The 15550-nt window shown below is 48.5% G+C and carries 15 protein-coding genes and 1 tRNA gene; 12 read left to right on the top strand and 4 right to left on the bottom strand.

Annotated features, from left to right (window positions below; genetic code table 11):
• Positions 1-166 precede the first annotated feature (166 nt).
• Positions 167-781, top strand: coding sequence for a hypothetical protein (locus ICL07_RS26815; protein WP_188091127.1), 615 nt, complete (start codon positions 167-169; stop codon positions 779-781).
• Here the strand turns inward: ICL07_RS26815 and ICL07_RS26820 are convergent.
• Positions 778-1158, bottom strand: coding sequence for an START-like domain-containing protein (locus ICL07_RS26820; RefSeq protein ID WP_188091128.1), 381 nt, complete (start codon positions 1156-1158; stop codon positions 778-780). The genes ICL07_RS26815 and ICL07_RS26820 overlap by 4 nt on opposite strands.
• Before the next feature lie 364 nt (positions 1159-1522).
• On the opposite strand from ICL07_RS26820, the gene ICL07_RS26825 reads away from it, so the two are divergent.
• The 9 genes from ICL07_RS26825 (at position 1523) to ICL07_RS26865 (ending at position 9606) form a co-directional block, all read left to right on the top strand.
• Positions 1523-2389, top strand: a complete 867-nt coding sequence (locus ICL07_RS26825; protein ID WP_078670220.1) for a sigma-70 family RNA polymerase sigma factor — start codon at positions 1523-1525, stop codon at positions 2387-2389.
• A gap of 197 nt (positions 2390-2586) precedes the next feature.
• Complete coding sequence (ffh, locus tag ICL07_RS26830; RefSeq protein ID WP_188091129.1) at positions 2587-3912, top strand: signal recognition particle protein; 1326 nt, start codon at positions 2587-2589, stop codon at positions 3910-3912.
• 108 nt (positions 3913-4020) lie between these two features.
• Positions 4021-4479, top strand: a complete 459-nt coding sequence (gene rpsP, locus ICL07_RS32760; RefSeq protein WP_188091130.1) for a 30S ribosomal protein S16 — start codon at positions 4021-4023, stop codon at positions 4477-4479.
• A gap of 77 nt (positions 4480-4556) precedes the next feature.
• Positions 4557-5081 carry a ribosome maturation factor RimM gene (gene rimM, locus ICL07_RS26840; RefSeq protein WP_188091131.1) on the top strand — a complete coding sequence of 175 codons (525 nt, stop codon included), beginning with the start codon at positions 4557-4559 and terminating at the stop codon, positions 5079-5081.
• Between the two features lie 156 nt (positions 5082-5237).
• On the top strand, positions 5238-5909 hold the full coding sequence (gene trmD / locus ICL07_RS26845; protein WP_188091132.1) for a tRNA (guanosine(37)-N1)-methyltransferase TrmD: 672 nt from the start codon (positions 5238-5240) through the stop codon (positions 5907-5909).
• 152 nt (positions 5910-6061) lie between these two features.
• Positions 6062-6409 (top strand): 50S ribosomal protein L19, encoded by a 348-nt coding sequence (rplS, locus tag ICL07_RS26850; protein WP_188091133.1) that lies wholly within the window; start codon positions 6062-6064, stop codon positions 6407-6409.
• A gap of 169 nt (positions 6410-6578) precedes the next feature.
• Entirely contained in the window at positions 6579-6827 is a 249-nt protein-coding gene (locus ICL07_RS26855; RefSeq protein ID WP_188091134.1) for a Sec-independent protein translocase subunit TatA/TatB, read from the top strand.
• 51 nt (positions 6828-6878) lie between these two features.
• Entirely contained in the window at positions 6879-8324 is a 1446-nt protein-coding gene (gene gatA / locus ICL07_RS26860) for an Asp-tRNA(Asn)/Glu-tRNA(Gln) amidotransferase subunit GatA (protein ID WP_188091135.1), read from the top strand.
• Between the two features lie 10 nt (positions 8325-8334).
• Positions 8335-9606: a lytic transglycosylase domain-containing protein gene (locus ICL07_RS26865; RefSeq protein ID WP_188091136.1), complete on the top strand. Its 1272-nt coding sequence runs from the start codon at positions 8335-8337 to the stop codon at positions 9604-9606.
• Between the two features lie 111 nt (positions 9607-9717).
• Here ICL07_RS26865 and ICL07_RS26870 read toward each other — a convergent pair whose 3' ends face one another.
• The 3 genes from ICL07_RS26870 to gap all read right to left on the bottom strand — a co-directional run bounded on the left by ICL07_RS26870 (position 9718) and on the right by gap (position 13600).
• Positions 9718-11136, bottom strand: coding sequence for a cation:proton antiporter domain-containing protein (locus tag ICL07_RS26870; protein ID WP_188091137.1), 1419 nt, complete (start codon positions 11134-11136; stop codon positions 9718-9720).
• Positions 11137-11227: 91 nt separating this feature from the next.
• Complete coding sequence (locus ICL07_RS26875) at positions 11228-12418, bottom strand: phosphoglycerate kinase (RefSeq protein WP_188091138.1); 1191 nt, start codon at positions 12416-12418, stop codon at positions 11228-11230.
• A 165-nt stretch (positions 12419-12583) separates the two neighbouring features.
• Complete coding sequence (gene gap, locus ICL07_RS26880) at positions 12584-13600, bottom strand: type I glyceraldehyde-3-phosphate dehydrogenase (protein ID WP_188091139.1); 1017 nt, start codon at positions 13598-13600, stop codon at positions 12584-12586.
• A gap of 139 nt (positions 13601-13739) precedes the next feature.
• On the opposite strand from gap, the gene ICL07_RS26885 reads away from it, so the two are divergent.
• Together ICL07_RS26885 and ICL07_RS26890 are read left to right on the top strand one after the other, a co-directional pair.
• Positions 13740-13811, top strand: a tRNA-Glu gene (locus ICL07_RS26885).
• A gap of 311 nt (positions 13812-14122) precedes the next feature.
• Positions 14123-15547, top strand: a complete 1425-nt coding sequence (locus tag ICL07_RS26890; RefSeq protein ID WP_188091140.1) for an immunoglobulin domain-containing protein — start codon at positions 14123-14125, stop codon at positions 15545-15547.
• The last annotated feature ends 3 nt before the right edge of the window (positions 15548-15550 follow it).

A 15550-nucleotide genomic window follows, 5' to 3' on the forward strand; every position in this document is an offset into this window, starting at 1 on the left:
GCACAAAGCTGGCGCTAAGATAAGGTCCAACGCAAAGATTTACAGGAAAACCGGGCGTGAGGGGACTACTCTTAGCATTCTTTGCTTACTTTGTTACTTTGCGTGCAAAGGTAGCACGATTTCACAAAGGAGTGTTAAAGGAGCCCTGAAAATACCGTTAAATTATATGGAAAATTTTTATTTGACGCCGGAAGAGGCCGCGATTGTGTTTACACCACGGGTGATGGAGCTGAAAAATAAGGCGATCGCCAAGGTGATGGCGCTGATGGGACGGTTGCAGGAAGCCCTGGCGGCCTATGATGCAGCGTCAGATTTCCCTTTTGAGCCGGAGTGGCTGCAACAGGGACCTAAAATATCAAAAGGGGAGCAGTACAAGTCCTTACCGTGGGTGATCCTCGATTATCCCCGGTATTTCAGTAAAACGGAGGTGTTTGCTTTTCGCAGTATGTTCTGGTGGGGGCATTATTTTGTGGGTACCCTGCACCTGGCGGGGGACGTCAAAAGGCGGTTTGAGGCATCCCTGTTAACGGCATATGCGCCACTGGCGGCTGCCGGATTTCAGGTATACCTGCCCGATGATCCATGGGAACATGACTTTGAAAATGGAAACTACCGGCCCATAGGTGATATGTGTTTAGAAGACTGGAAAAGGCTGGTTGGCCGGAAAAACTTTATTAAACTGGCGAAACCGTTTGCATTGGAACGCTGGGGAGAAATAATAACTGATATAGTGGAGGCGTATGCGACCCTACTCAATGTACTGGTGAAAGGTCGTGATTAGTTTCCGATGCGATGGAACAGATCTTTTACCTGGGATTCCCAAAGCTGGCTTTGGTCTTTAATCTCTCTCTTTTCAGCAAAGTCTTTAACCACCAAAATGGTCATATTCGTGACTTCTGATATCTGAATACGGAATTCAAAGTATTCTTCTTTGGGGGCGTGCAGCCAGTGGAATTTGATAAATTCATCTTCCTCCTGTTCCAGGATCTCCGCTTCTTCAGCACTGCCATTCCAGGAAAAGGAAAACACGTTGTCCCTGAAGTCGACCCTGTCTGCGAACCATTCCTGCAAGCCTGCGGGGGTTGACAGGAATTCGTATAGGATACCGGGGGAGCACCTAACCGGGAATTCCAACTCGTAAAGCACTTTCTTAGACATCTCTCAAATAATTAGTAAATCAATATCATCAGGTTGCAATTATAGAAAATATTTTATTCTATCAAAATAATTTACTGTTTTTTTTTAATTAATCTGAAGAATATATGAACACCTTACATATTTTACAAATATTATAAATATTTACAATTTATAATCGTCCGTTGTGTGATGGTGGCGGCTCAAGCTATATCGGTAGCGGTTTTTGCGAAAAAATAATAAGCTCTTAAAGATCAATCGATTTTATTTGGAAATGATTTAAAAACGACAGATTTTTTTTGGTTGCCTTCTAAAAAAAGTTATTTTTGTCAGGCATTCATCAAATCTTAACTTTTTCTTAACCTGTAACTGTTCCGACTCTATGTCAATGCGCCAACTTAAAATCACTAAATCCATTACCAACAGGGAATCTCAGTCCCTCGAGAAGTACTTGCAGGAGATTGGGAAGGTGGATTTAATTACGCCGGAAGAAGAGGTAAATCTCGCTATCCGGATCAAGCAGGGCGATCAAAGAGCGTTGGAAAAGCTGACTAAAGCTAATCTCCGCTTTGTGGTATCCGTTGCCAAACAGTATCAGAACCAGGGTCTGTCACTCAGTGACCTGATCAACGAGGGCAACCTGGGGTTAATTAAAGCTGCTCAACGTTTTGATGAAACGCGCGGTTTTAAATTCATCTCCTACGCCGTATGGTGGATTCGTCAATCCATCCTGCAGGCACTGGCAGAACAATCCAGGATCGTGCGGCTGCCGCTCAACAAAGTAGGCCTCAGCAACAAGATCAGCAAGGCATACTCCCAGCTGGAACAGGAGTTTGAAAGGGAGCCATCACCGGATGAGCTGGCCACTATCCTCGAAATCAATACCGATGAAGTGGAAGCTACCCTGGGTGTTGCTGCCCGCCACGTGTCTATGGACGCGCCGTTTATCGACGGGGAAGACAACTCCCTGCTGGACGTGCTCGAAAATCCAAACGCCGTTAGCGCCGATGAGGAACTGGATCACCATGACTCCCTTCGCCGGGAAATTGAAAGATCCCTGTCTACCCTCACCGACCGCCAGAAAGATGTGATCATGCTGTATTTCGGCATCGCGGTAGAACATCCCATGTCTCTCGAAGATATCGGGGAAAAATTTGGCCTGACCCGCGAAAGAGTTCGCCAGATCAAGGACAAAGCCATTACTAAGCTCAGGACCACCTCCAGAAGCAAACTGCTGCGGAACTACCTGGGATAAGATTATTTACGAATTACGATTGTTGGATATAAACGCTTTGGCGGAGACGGGACCGGAAAGGTCCCCTGTCTCCGCTATTTTTTTGTGCCTGGACAGCCCCGAACGCCCTCCGGTTGCCGGAAGGCCGATATTCTCAACATTCTCAACATATTCTCACCCAAAAACAATAATTTTGCTGTCCGTTTAAAATATCAACAATGTTTGAATCATTATCAGAGAGATTAGATTCCGCGTTTAAGCAGCTTAAAGGGGAAGGCCGTATTTCGGAAATCAATATCGCCAGTACCGTGAAAGAAATCCGCCGCGCCCTGGTGGATGCCGACGTGAACTACAAAATAGCCAAGGAATTTACTGATAAAGTAAAGGATAAAGCCATGGGAGAAAAGGTGCTGACCGCCATCTCTCCCGGACAGCTCATGGTGAAGATCGTGAAAGACGAACTGGCAGAGCTGATGGGCGGCACCGAAGCGGAAATTGATATCAAAACAAATCCCTCCGTTATACTCATCGCTGGTTTACAAGGTTCAGGTAAAACCACCTTCTCCGGTAAACTGGCTAACTTCCTCAAAACCAAAAAAGCAAAGAAACCTTTGCTGGTGGCGGCAGATATCTACCGTCCGGCGGCGATTGACCAGCTGAAAGTACTGGGCGAACAGATCGGCGTGGAAGTGTATAACGAACCCGACAATAAAAACGCAGTGCAGATCGCAGAAAACGCGGTCAAACACGCAAAAGCCAATGGCAATAACATCATCATCATCGATACCGCCGGCCGTCTGGCGGTGGATGAAGTGATGATGACCGAAGTGGCCAACGTGAAAAACGCCGTGAAGCCACAGGAAATCCTGTTCGTGGTGGACTCCATGACCGGCCAGGATGCGGTAAACACCGCCAAAGCGTTTAACGACCGCCTGGACTTTACCGGCGTGGTACTCACCAAACTGGACGGTGATACCCGCGGTGGTGCGGCCCTGACGATCCGTTACACCGTTACCAAGCCGATCAAGTTCGTGAGCATGGGCGAAAAGATGGACACGCTCGACGTGTTCTATCCGGAACGTATGGCGCAGCGTATCCTCGGCATGGGTGATATCACCACCCTCGTGGAACGCGCCCAGGCCCAGTTCAACGAAGAACAGGCTAAAAAGCTGGAGAAAAAGATCCGTCAGAACCAGTTCGACTTCGACGACTTCCGGGAACAGCTCCAGCAGATCAAAAAAATGGGTAACCTGAAAGACCTGATGGGCATGATCCCCGGTGTGGGCAAAGCCGTTAAGGACCTGGATATCAGCGACGATGCCTTCAAAGGCATAGAGGCCATGATCAACTCCATGACCCCCGACGAACGTGGTAACCCGGACCTGATCGACGGCAGCCGCCGTAAACGTATCGCCAAAGGCAGCGGTAAAAACATCCAGGACGTGAACCAGTTCATGAAACAATTTGAACAGATGCGCCAGATGATGAAAATGATGAATAAGTTTGGCGCTGGTGGCAAGGGTTTGAGAGGATTGGTCAAGTAAAAAATACTGCCCGGCAAACTTTTTTTTGCAAATATGAATTAGAAAGTTACATTTGCATCCCTAATTAAACAATATTTCCTAACTCGCAAAAAATAACTCGACTTATTTATGCCAGTAAAAATCAGACTGCAGAGACATGGCGCCAAGAAGAGGCCTTTCTATTTTATCGTAGTAGCCGACGCTCGCGCTCCAAGAGATGGTAAATTCATCCAAAAAATCGGTACTTACAATCCTTTAACAGTTCCGGCTTCCATCAACATCGATACTGAAAAAGCATTGCGTTGGTTGCAGAAAGGCGCTCAGCCTACCGACACTGTTAGACGGATCTTGTCTTTCAAAGGTGTATTGTATTTGAAACACCTGTTAAGAGGTGTTACACTGAACCTGTTCGACGAACCTACTGCTTACCAAAAGTTCGCACAATGGCAAGCTGAACACGAACAGAAAGTTTCTGCCCGCCGCGACGGTCACAGAAAAGCAAGAGTTGCTGCTCCAATCGTTAGAAAGGTAGAAGACACTCCTGCTGCTCCCGCTGCACCTGCAGAAGGAGAAGGTACAGAAGCATAAAACGGCAACGTTTTAACAAATACCTGAAAAAGGAAATGTTTGCATCGCAAATGTTTCCTTTTTTAATTTCAACACGGATGAATAATTATTTCAGCATAGGAAAGCTGGTGTCTGCACACGGATTGCAGGGAGAGCTGCTGCTCCGGCACAGCCTCGGCAAAAGATCATCCCTCAAAGGGGTGGGCGCCATTTTCCTGGAAGAACGGAAGAATAGCTTTATTCCTTATTTTCTGCAACAGGTGACGGTGAAAGATGCCGAGCATGTATACATCCGCCTGGAAGGCGTAGATTCCAAGGAGGCCGCCCAAAAGCTCATGCCCGGGCAGGTATACCTGCAGGAAGATGATTTTAAGGCGCAAACAGCCTCCTCGTCGCCGCTGGCCCTGCTGGGCTTCACGGTGGAAGATGCCCGCCACGGCCTGCTGGGAACAGTGGAAGAAGTGATCGAAATGCCTATGCAGGTGCTGATAAAAGTACAGATCAACGGAAAAGAAGCCCTGCTGCCGGTTAATGAACAGTCACTGGTAAAGGTGGACCACAAAAAACAGCTGGTACACCTGGACCTGCCGGAAGGGCTGGTGGAATTGTATACGGAGGGTTGAAACCCCGGGCGAAGATGTTGCCGGGCCGACGTTCATCAACCGGATTTCGGGTTCGTGCAGTGACGTGGGCTGTTTTTAGCCTGGAGCCCGGGGAAACAGACGAAGATAATTTTATGATGGCTGCCGCACCATACGCCGGCCAAAGCAAAATCAATTATGCGAATAGATATCATTACAGTATTACCTGAACTCCTGGAAAGCCCGCTTTCTCATTCCATTATGAAGCGGGCACAGGCGAAGGGGTTGCTGGAAGTACATGTACACCCGTTGCGTGCTTATTCCAACCTGAAACATGGCCAGGTGGACGATTACCAGTTTGGGGGCGGCGCCGGTATGGTGATGATGCTGGAACCGATTGTGAATGCGATCGAGTCGCTGCAGGCCAAAGTACAGTACGATGAGATCATCTACCTGACGCCTGACGGGGAAACGCTGAACCAGCCGATGGCCAACCAGCTATCCATGAAAGGCAACCTGCTGATGCTCTGCGGTCACTATAAGGGGATCGACCAGCGTATCCGCGACCATTTCATTACCAGGGAGATTTCCATCGGCGATTATGTATTGTCCGGCGGGGAGCTGGGAGCTGCGGTGCTGGTAGACGCCATCGGGCGGTTGCTGCCCGGGGTGCTGAATGATGAAACCAGCGCTTTATTTGACTCTTTCCAGGACAATCTGCTGGCGCCGCCGGTATATACCCGCCCGGTAGATTTCCGGGGCTGGAAAGTGCCCGATGTGCTGTTGAGCGGCGACCATAAAAAAATTGACGAATGGCGACATCAGCAGGCGTTGGAAAGAACCCAGGCTCGTCGACCTGACCTGTTGTAAACTAATGACTTAGAAAATAGCATAAATGGCAATGTCTGGTTTTCCACAGGCAAATCCGGAAAAAGAGTGGATAATCTCAACATTTATTCGTGATTTAATTTGGTAAATGCCATTTCTTGTTTTACTTTTGCACTCCCATAAATATTTGAAAGATGAACGCAATTTCGTTTGTTCACGAACAACTGACAGCTAACAAACAGTACCCGAAGTTTAAAGCAGGCGACAACGTCACTGTCAATTATAAAATCGTGGAAGGTAATAAAGAAAGGATTCAGTCCTTTAAAGGTGATGTGGTGAAAATCCAGGGTACAGGGTTTACTGCGTCTTTCACTGTTAGAAAAATTTCTGACGGTATTGGTGTGGAAAGGCTGTTCCCGCTTTACTCTCCTCATATCGATTCTATCGTACTGAACAAGGTAGGTAAAGTAAGAAGAGCGAAACTTTATTACCTGCGTGAACGTGCTGGTAAGAAAGCCCGTATCAAAGAAAAAAGGGTTTAGTATAATAAAATACAGGGAAATTAGTTACGAGCGGGGCCGTTTATGGCTCCGCTTTTTTCGCGTCTTAAAATGCCATTAAATCTCCGGTTTTAACAATCCCAACGGGTGAAAAAGCAGATTTTATGGTTATCTTTGCAGACTATCATCGATAACTAAACAAACACAGAAAATGACTTCATTTTTGATTCTCCAGGATATTGGCATGTCTGAACTGCTGCTGATCGCCGTTGTGGTATTACTGCTGTTCGGAGGCAAAAAAATTCCTGAACTGATGCGCGGCCTGGGTAAAGGTATCCGTGAGTTTAATGATGCCAAAAACAACGTGCGTCAGGAAATCGAAGAAGGTATGAGGGAAAAACCTGTACAACCCGCTACTACCGACACTACTAAGCCAACTGATGCTCAGCACAACGCATAATCCGGCGTAGAGCATTAATATTCCGATTTTAATATTTTAACTGATTTAGCTTTGACTGAATTCAGCAGTATAACTACTTTTCATAAAGCATTATACGCCGGCAGTACAAGCTGTGCGGAGCAGGTACGTGGTTACCTGGACCGGATAGCGCAGTTAAAGCATTTGAATGCCTTCCTGGAAGTGTATGAGGAGGAAGCCCTGGACAAGGCGCGGGAACTGGATGAACGGATCAAGAACGGTCAACCGGTAGGCGCCCTGGCAGGAGTAGTGGTAGGTATTAAAGATGTGATCTGCTACCAAGGCCATCATGTGGGTGCCGCTTCCAGGATACTGGAAGGGTTTACCTCGCTTTATTCCGCCACGGCTGTAGAAAGGTTGCTGGCTGCCGACGCGATTATTATCGGCAATCTCAACTGCGATGAGTTTGCGATGGGATCTACCAATGAAAACTCAGCTTACGGTCCTACTCTCAATGCGTTGGACAATACCCGGGTACCGGGAGGTTCTTCGGGAGGTTCAGCCGTAGCCGTTCAGGCTAATCTTTGCCTGGTTAGCCTGGGCAGTGATACAGGCGGCTCCGTTCGCCAACCGGCTGATTTTTGCGGTATTATTGGTCTTAAACCAACATATGGCCGTATTTCCCGTCATGGTTTGCTCGCCTATGCGTCATCTTTTGATCAGATAGGCATTTTCGGCAAGGATATTGCGGATGTGGCGGCGGTTCTGCAGGTGATTGCAGGGCCTGATGAGTTCGATAGTACGGCCGCCCAAATGGATGTGCCTGATTATCAGCAAAATCTGTCACACAATAAAAACTACAGATTAGCGTATTTAAGAGATGCCCAGTACCATGAAGGGTTGGATGCTGAAATGAAGGATGGGTATATAGACCTCTTTGAAAGCCTGGTGGAAGCCGGACATACCGTTACCGGTAAAGGTTTCGACTATCTCGACTATGTGGTGCCGGCCTATTATGTGCTGACCACCGCAGAAGCATCCTCCAACCTGTCCCGTTATGACGGTGTCAGATTTGGACACCGGACCAAGGAAAAAGACCTGGATCTGGTTGACTTTTACAAAAAAAACAGGTCCGAAGGATTTGGTAAAGAAGTAAAACGTCGTATATTACTGGGGACTTTTGTGTTGAGCGCGGGATATTACGACGCCTACTATACGAAGGCACAACAAGTCAGGAGATTAGTTACAGACAAGCTAAACGAGATACTGAACGAATTCGACGCCATTTTGATGCCAACGGTGCCGTCGACAGCTTTCAAACTAGGAGAGAAAACAGAAGACCCGATTGCCATGTACCTGGCTGATATATACACGGTACTGGCTAATCTGGCAGGGGTCCCGGCTATTTCAGTGCCGTTGGGCCGGCATTCAAACGGAATGCCATACGGTGTACAGATCATCACAAAGAAATTTGACGAAGCGGCCTTGTTACAAATTGCCAACCAATTAATGGCAACTGACAGGGCACCGATTGTTTAAAATAAATTGTATGAGAAAAATCTTTTTACTATTGCTGTTGCCAGCATTGAGTTTGGGGAGTGTGAAAGTGATGGGTAGCAACAGCGTACCTAAAGAGACGGCGTTACCACTGGTCTCGCCCGACACTACAGTGAAATTCCGCAAAGTACATTTGCCGAAAGACTCTGTAGCACCTACTCCTACCACCATGGCAGTGAAAAAAGCTGCCCAGAGCCTGCCGAATACTATTCGCAGCGCTAAAGTGTATGAACAGATCAACAATAACCTGGTGGCCGGTTATGTAAATAACTACGCTACCCGGTATAGTCAGCATCTGCAGATCATGATCGAAAGAGGCCAGCCTTATTTCGCCATGGTTGAAAAAATCTTCCGTGATCACGGTATCCCGGAAGAGATGAAATATCTCGCTGTTATTGAATCCAGCTTTAATACCAATGCACGTTCCAGAGTAGGAGCCGTAGGCGCCTGGCAGTTTATGGCCGGTACCGCCCGCATCTTCGGTCTGAACGTGGGTAAAAAAGTAGATGAGCGTAAAGATTTTTACAAATCTACCCTGGCCGCTGCCCAGTACCTGAACCAGCTGTACGATCAGTTTAATGACTGGCTGCTGGTGGTAGCTGCCTACAACTGTGGTCCCGGTGGCGTACAACGCGCTATGAAGGCCAGCGGTCGTGAAGATTTCTGGGGTATGCAGTATTTCCTGCCCGCAGAATCCCGTAACCATGTGTATAAATTTATTGCTACCGGTTATATCCTCGATCGATTCAACAACTTCTTCGGTGTGAGCGATGAACCCGGCATGCCTGTGGCAGATAATACCGCCGCTCCGGCCGCCGCTGCCGCCGTAGCAAGAGGTCCGCTGACAGAAGACGAAATCTACAGCAGTGTAGAGATCAACGTTACCGGTAAATACCGCCTGGAAGCAATCGCTAAAAAGCTGGATCTGCCCGTAGCTGAGCTTGACCGTTACAATCCCGGTTTTGCTAAAGCCATGGCCAGCCCGGAAAATAACTACGACCTGCGCATCCCGAAAGAAAAAATGAAGCTGTTCCTGGCTGAAAGAGACGAGATGCTGAAAGAGTCTTTACAAATGACACTGGATGATAAAGCAGTAGGTGTGGATAAAACCAAATTCCCGCCGCCCGCTAAAATGCCGGCTGAAAGAGTAACACCCGCTAAAAAAGCGACTGCCGCGGGTACTAAAAAACACCACAGCACTAAAAAACATACCGGTGCTAAAAAGCATACATCTGCAAAAAAGAAAACTACCCACAAAAAGTAGTTCATCTTCTTGAAAAATAAATAAAAAACCCGTGTTGGTAAGGCCAGCACGGGTTTTTTGTTTGTCTTTTATGCAGATGATCGACAGTTGTTTTATGTATATCCGATAAGGTTATACCGCGAGTAATCCCTTTTTTCTTTCGCTGAAAGCAACCAGGTCTAACAACGGCCCGGTCATGAAAGTGGTAGCCAGTGCCATTAATACCATCATGGCAAAGATTTCGGGAGAGAGGATACCCAGGTCATAACCAATATTGAGCACTACCAGTTCCATCAGGCCCCGGGTGTTCATCAGCGCCCCGATAGAAACCGACTGCCGCCAGCTTTGTCCCATCAGCCGGGCAGTGAGCGTACTGCCGCCAAACTTGCCGGAAACGGCTACCAGCATAATCATACCGCATACCACCCAGAGATGGCCCTGGTTCAATAAGCCGATTTGCGTACGCAAACCGGTATACACAAAAAAGATAGGGAGTAATAACAAAACACTGACATCTTCCAGTTTGTCGGTCAGCAGTTGTTTGATGTCTGCCTGTTGAGGCATGATCACGCCCGCCAGGAAGGCGCCAAAGAGGGCATGTATGCCAATTACTTCCGCTGCCAGGGCAGAGAGTAATAAAGTCAGGAAAACGGCAGAAATGGCCGCTTTCTGGCGTTTGCGGGCAAGATGCCGTTGTACCGTGCGGGCCAGCCAGGGACGTACCGCCCACAGCATCGTAGCCACAAATACCACCGACATTAAAATAGTTATGAGCGCACTAATGAGCCCGCTGGCTTTTACAATAGCCACTACTACGGCGAGCAGGCACCAGGCGGTGACGTCATCGGCGGCGGCGCAGGTAATGGCCATGGTGCCCAAAGGCGTGCCGGTAAGCTTCCTTTCCTGCACAATACGGGCCAGCACCGGGAAAGCGGTAATGCTCATGGCAATGCCCATAAACAGCGCGAAAGCGGGGAAGCTGACACCCGCAGGGGCGAAGCCGGTAAACAGGTAATAGGCCAGCCATACGCCCAGGAAAAAGGGCACAATAATGCTGGCATGACTGATCATCACCGCATCATGGGCTTTACTCCTGATTTTGCTGATATCGAGTTCCATCCCTACGATGAACATAAAGAAGGCCAGTCCTATCTGGCTGAGGAACTGCAGTGTTTTGAGCGATTCCGCCGGGAAAAGGAAAGCGGAGAAGGAGGGCATTGTCCAGCCCAGCAGGGAAGGACCGAGTAATACACCTGCAATGATTTCGCCTACTACAGCCGGCTGTTTTATTTTATTGGCCAGTATACCGAACAGGCGGGCCACCAGCATAATCACGACGATCTGTAATAACAACAGGCTCAGCGGATGTTTCAGGTTTTCGAAATATTGCCACCAGTCGCTGCCGGCTGCATGTGTTGCAGTGGGAGCGGCGGTGGCGGTAACGGCCGTCACGGCTTTTACCGGCAGCAGCCGTCCTTTTTCGAGGATGACCCATATCAACACCCCGAACACCCCGATGATAGCCGGGTAGAGGAGAAGGCGTTTTTTCATAAGGTGAATTATAAAAGTAAAATACGGATTTGCAGGGTGTTATTGATTGTTCCCCGCAAATCCGTAATGATTTAATAATACTGCTGCTGGCTTAGATAGCGGAGATGCCAGGCAGTACTTTGCCTTCGAAGAACTCCAGCATCGCGCCGCCGCCGGTAGACACATAGCTTACTTTGCTGGCCAGTTTGAACTGGTTAACCGCCGCTACGGAATCGCCGCCGCCTACGAGTGAAAATGCGCCGGCTGCGGTAGCCGCTACGATAGCGTCTGCCACGCCTTTGGTGCCTTTCTGGAACGCTTCCATTTCGAAAACGCCCATAGGACCGTTCCACAGGATGGTTTTGGAAGCCTGGATAGTTTTAGCGAAGAGCTCTACAGAAGCGGGTCCGATATCGAGGCCCATCCATCCGGCGGGGATATTATCGTTGGAAACGACCTGGGTGGCCGCATCAGCAGCGAATTTATCGGCCGCTACGGAGTCTACCGGGAGGATCAGTTGTACGTTTTTGATCCTGGCTTTTTCGATCAGTTCGTTGGCCAGGTCCAGTTTATCATTTTCGCAAAGGGAGTTGCCTATTTCTTTGCCTTGTGCTTTCAGGAAAGTATACGCCATACCACCGCCGATGATGATGTTGTTGGCGCGGTCCATCAGTGTTTCGATGATGAGGATTTTATCGCTCACTTTAGCGCCGCCGAGGATAGCGGTGAAAGGTGCGGTAGCGTTGTTCAGTACTTTTTCCGCGTTGGTTACTTCTGCTTCCATGAGGAGGCCGAACATACGGTCGGGTTTAGCGAAGAACTGGGCGATTACCGCTGTGGAGGCGTGTGCGCGGTGGGCGGTACCGAAGGCGTCGTTTACGTATACATTACCCAGTTTAGCCAGTTGTTCCGCGAAAGAGGCATCTCCTTTCTCTTCTGCTTTGTGGAAACGCAGGTTTTCCAGCAGCAGTACTTCGCCTCTTTGCAGGTCAGCCGCAGCTTTCTGTGCAACAGGACCTACACAGTCAGCCGCAAATTTCACGGTAGCGCCGCCCAGCAGGGAGATGAGGTGGTATACCAGGTGTTTGAGGGAGTATTTGTCAGTCGGACCATCTTTCGGGCGGCCGAGGTGGGACATGAGGATAACTGAACCGCCATCTTTCAGGATTTTTTTGATGGTAGGAACAGCAGCCCGCATGCGGGTATCGTCCGTGATTTCGAATTTATCGTTCAGGGGAACGTTGAAATCCACGCGGACCAGGGCTTTGCGTCCATTGAAATTATAGTCAGAGAATTTGCTCATATGTAGCGAATTTAAGATAATGGTTTAGCCATAAAAAAACCGCGGGCCAACAGCACAAAGCGAGTGTAACCAAGTTGATCTGGCCTATCTGCTGCTATGGTGTAGTTGTTCCGCGGAATGTAAAAAAGGTATCCCGGCAGGAGAACTGCCGGGGATACGATCTGGTTATTTGCTGATCAGGCCGGCGAAGTACTTCACAGTACGTACCAGCTGAGATACATAGCTCATTTCGTTGTCGTACCAGGAAACGGTTTTAACCAGTTGCTGATCGCCAACAGTCAGTACTTTAGTCTGTGTAGCGTCGAACAGGGAACCGTAGTGAATACCGATGACGTCGGAGCTAACGATTTCATCTTCGGTATAACCGAAAGATTCGTTGGAAGCTGCTTTCATAGCGGCGTTCACTTCTTCAGCCGTTACTTTTTTGCTGAGGATGGTAGTCAGCTCGGTGAGGGAGCCGGTGATGGTAGGTACACGTTGAGCGTTACCATCCAGTTTGCCTTTCAGTTCAGGCAGAACCAGGCCGATAGCTTTAGCGGCGCCGGTGCTGTTAGGAACGATGTTGGCAGCGGCAGCACGGGCACGGCGCAGGTCACCTTTCGGATGCGGAGCATCGAGGGTGTTCTGGTCGTTGGTGTACGCGTGGATGGTAGTCATCAGGCCGGTAACGATACCGTATTTGTCCTGCAGTACTTTGGCCATAGGAGCCAGGCAGTTGGTGGTGCAGGAAGCGCAGGAGATAACTGTTTCGCTGCCATCCAGCAGTTCGTGGTTAACATTGAAAACGATCGTTTTCAGATCACCGGTAGCAGGAGCGGAAATTACAACCCTTTTAGCGCCGGCGGTGATGTGTGCAGCAGCTTTGTCTTTATCGGTAAAGAAGCCGGTGCATTCTATCACCACGTCGATACCATGGTCTTTCCAGGGAATTTGAGACGGGTCTCTCTGTGCATATATTTTCACATCTTCGCCGTTCACATTAATTGCGTTGTCGGAATGTTTAACTTCTGCATCAAACCTACCCTGCGCTGAATCGTACTTCAGCAAATGCGCCAGCACGGTTGGGCTGGTAAGGTCATTGATAGCTACCACATCAATGCCGGGCATTTTGTAAATCTGGCGGTATACCAAACGACCGATACGGCCGAATCCATTAATACCAATTTTGAGAGTAGTTCCCATTTTTGTCGTGATTTGAGTATGAAAAAATCGAGAGCGAATTTACAATCAAAGTGCTTATTATTCAATATAAATTTGGGTTACCAAAATTTTTTTTGGAAATATCAAACAATAATGTACTTTTGCAATCCCAAAACGATACGCCGCGTTGGTCAAGGGGTTAAGACGCCTCCCTTTCACGGAGGAATCACGGGTTCGATTCCCGTACGTGGTACTAAAACAAAAAGGGCTTCTCTATCGGAGAAGCCCTTTTTTGTTTCCATCCCCACATGATCCTTTTTTTTTAAAAATTTCCCCTCCTCAATTTCATGCCAGTTTTTACGTATTAATTCAAATATGTTTATGATGTAATGTGTATTTTATTTTATGTAAAATATTTGCCTGCTGTTGTTCATTTTGTGCATTTTCTCTCCTGCCGGTTCACTTATTCATTTTATCCATTCAAGGCTGAAACTCGCTGTGGTACTCATTATTCTGCTACATTAGCCATACCGTACCAAATCCCGATGTGACCCGATATCCCTTATGCGAGTGTATACATGGAATGCAGCAACCAATACCCTATTACCTGTAGTTTGCAGGTGGACTGCTGTCATTATCTGTCAACTGACACTCCTTCTTTCTTCCTCGTTATATGCCCAAACCGGCTGCCCCATACCTGCCATAAGAAAATATGCTACCGGTTACAAAACAGCTGTCTTACTTGGTTCGGTGGATAACCCGGCACAGGCTGCAGACGGGAAACCCACTACTTTCGCCACACTCAATGCACCTATTCCCCTGCTGGGCCTAACTTACGCTTCAACGTACCTGAATTTCCCTTCGCAGGTGGCCGCGGGTACGCCGGTGAGTATCAAAGCCACGTACTCAAAAAGTTTGCTGGGGGTAGGTACCGCTGTTACCGTTCAGCCTTTTGTATATGACCGTTTTGGTGCAGAAAAACTCGTCGGCGCAGCATACGCTATCGGGGACCTGCTTTCTTTATTAAGCGGTACCGGTGATATGGAACTGAACTTCATTCCTAAAGATGCTTCCGGTAATCCGGTAGCCTATAACGGCGTATACATCAAACTTTCCGGCGTGCTCGGACTGGCGCTCAGTATTGATATTTATGATGCCTGGATCATGACAGCGGCGCCCGGCAATGTTGACTGCACCCGCCCTGTGGATGTGCTGGCGGGTACGAGGGCGGGCGGTGTTAGCCTCTTGTCTGCCACCAGTTGGGTGGATAATAAATGGAATGCGATTGATAATGATCCGTCCCTGCTCACCTACGCACAGCTGAATACCGGCGTACAGGTACTGAGCCAGGTATTTGAAACCGTAGTGCTGAACACGCCTGCCAGTGCGGGCGATTCCGTATATATTGTATTGCAGGATGCCGGTGGCGGGTTACTGGACCTCGGCCTGCTCACGGGATTTGTGATTCAACCCTATCTGGGAAGTATACCGGCAGGCCCGCCTATTACCAGCAACGGCACTTTACTCAATTTGCGCTTACTGGCCGGCGCCGGAACGAAACAAATCCTGACTGCCGCTATCCCGGCGGCTTTCGACCGGATTGACATACAATTGGGCGGACTGGTAAATGCGCTTTCTTCTCTCAGAATCTATGATGTAAAGATAGTGTCGCCGATACCGACGTACTCCCTGGCTATCAATGGGGATTTCCATGCCGGTCCTGTATGTATCAAAGAGGCAGATAAACTGAAATTTAAGATCACTAATCCGGACCCCTGTGCTGCCTATTACTGGTATAAGGCAGATAATACCCTGCTGACGACCGGGCTGTCCTATACGCCTGTCATCACTGCTGCCGGTAACTATACCTGGTATGTGGAAGGCGTGAGGAACGGCTGTAACGGAGCCGTTAAAAATCGTGTGCCCGTTACCGTTGTAGTGGACCCTGGTCCGGGAAAACCTGTAGTCACCATTCAATTAAACCCTTAACAT

The sequence above is a fragment of the Chitinophaga qingshengii genome (assembly GCF_014529935.1).
Classification (GTDB): domain Bacteria; phylum Bacteroidota; class Bacteroidia; order Chitinophagales; family Chitinophagaceae; genus Chitinophaga; species Chitinophaga qingshengii.

Coding starts and splice junctions, on each gene's coding strand:
- ICL07_RS26890 (WP_188091140.1), top strand. CDS start 14,123: ATGCGAGTGTATACATGGAATGCAGCAACCAATACCCTATTACCTGTA.
- ffh (WP_188091129.1), top strand. CDS start 2,587: ATGTTTGAATCATTATCAGAGAGATTAGATTCCGCGTTTAAGCAGCTT.
- rimM (WP_188091131.1), top strand. CDS start 4,557: ATGAATAATTATTTCAGCATAGGAAAGCTGGTGTCTGCACACGGATTG.
- rpsP (WP_188091130.1), top strand. CDS start 4,021: ATGCCAGTAAAAATCAGACTGCAGAGACATGGCGCCAAGAAGAGGCCT.
- trmD (WP_188091132.1), top strand. CDS start 5,238: ATGCGAATAGATATCATTACAGTATTACCTGAACTCCTGGAAAGCCCG.
- rplS (WP_188091133.1), top strand. CDS start 6,062: ATGAACGCAATTTCGTTTGTTCACGAACAACTGACAGCTAACAAACAG.
- ICL07_RS26815 (WP_188091127.1), top strand. CDS start 167: ATGGAAAATTTTTATTTGACGCCGGAAGAGGCCGCGATTGTGTTTACA.
- ICL07_RS26855 (WP_188091134.1), top strand. CDS start 6,579: ATGACTTCATTTTTGATTCTCCAGGATATTGGCATGTCTGAACTGCTG.
- ICL07_RS26865 (WP_188091136.1), top strand. CDS start 8,335: ATGAGAAAAATCTTTTTACTATTGCTGTTGCCAGCATTGAGTTTGGGG.
- ICL07_RS26825 (WP_078670220.1), top strand. CDS start 1,523: ATGCGCCAACTTAAAATCACTAAATCCATTACCAACAGGGAATCTCAG.
- ICL07_RS26870 (WP_188091137.1), bottom strand. CDS start 11,136: ATGAAAAAACGCCTTCTCCTCTACCCGGCTATCATCGGGGTGTTCGGG.
- gap (WP_188091139.1), bottom strand. CDS start 13,600: ATGGGAACTACTCTCAAAATTGGTATTAATGGATTCGGCCGTATCGGT.
- ICL07_RS26875 (WP_188091138.1), bottom strand. CDS start 12,418: ATGAGCAAATTCTCTGACTATAATTTCAATGGACGCAAAGCCCTGGTC.
- ICL07_RS26820 (WP_188091128.1), bottom strand. CDS start 1,158: ATGTCTAAGAAAGTGCTTTACGAGTTGGAATTCCCGGTTAGGTGCTCC.